Raw genomic sequence first — 859 nt, forward strand, 5'->3', positions numbered from 1 at the left:
GATACGCGAACGCGATCTGATGATGCCGCAGGAAGTTCGGCAAATGCCTTCAGAACGAATGATCCTGTTGATCGAGGGGCAGCCGTCGATCTTCGCAGGAAAGCTACGTTTCCATGAAATTGCAGCGTTCAAAACCGCGGCGGACTTTTCTCTGGCGCACCCGCCACCGGTGCCTGAAGTCGATTTCGTTGCGCCACGGCCGGTGCCCGCCTTGGCCACGGAAGATCCGGCATCGCACGACCTTGGGTTCGATCCGCCAGATAGAAACCCGCTGTCCGCGCCAGAGATCCCGCTGTCGATTGCCAGGTCATTATCGCAATCGGTCGAGGATGGCGGGTTGGACGAACTGAAACGCCCGTCGAGTCCACGTCAGGATGCACGCGACAGCCGTATCGCCGAAATGGAATCCGCGGTCAAAGCCTCGGCAGAACGTTTGACCTTTGCTGTGGCAGCCAAGATTGCGGGAACCGGCGGATCGGTGCGCAGTCGCGCCAGCATCGACGAAATACTGCGACAAACCGTTCCTGATCCTGCCGATCTCGGCATCGCCTCTGCCACCTGAGACCCGGGCGGTTCACTGTCAACTCAGAAGTTGGCGGCTTTGGCGCGGGTTCATAGAAGGCATTGGCGTCACCTAAGACACGCGGCCTCAACGGACGCTCGATCTGTTTGCATGCGGAGGTCGCGTGCTGGTCTACCCATGACCGGAAGATGCCGGTCAAACGTAACCATACCCCGGATATGGTCATCATGCTGCGCGATGACCGCGTCCTGTTCATCGACTACGTCACGCTGAATGAACAGGCGCATACCCCGTTCTGGCGGCGTGTTGCCGAGCGGAAACGCCATTTCGAGGGAG

General features: G+C 59.5%; 1 protein-coding gene. It reads left to right on the top strand.

All coding sequences use genetic code 11. From position 1 onward, the window contains the following. A partial coding sequence (locus MOV63_RS32455) for a type IV secretory system conjugative DNA transfer family protein (protein WP_247039844.1) occupies positions 1 to 562 on the top strand: 562 nt, incomplete at its 5' end. Between the last annotated feature and the right edge of the window lie 297 nt (positions 563 to 859).

The organism is Neorhizobium sp. SHOUNA12A, assembly GCF_023006505.1.
Taxonomy (GTDB): Bacteria; Pseudomonadota; Alphaproteobacteria; order Rhizobiales; family Rhizobiaceae; genus Neorhizobium.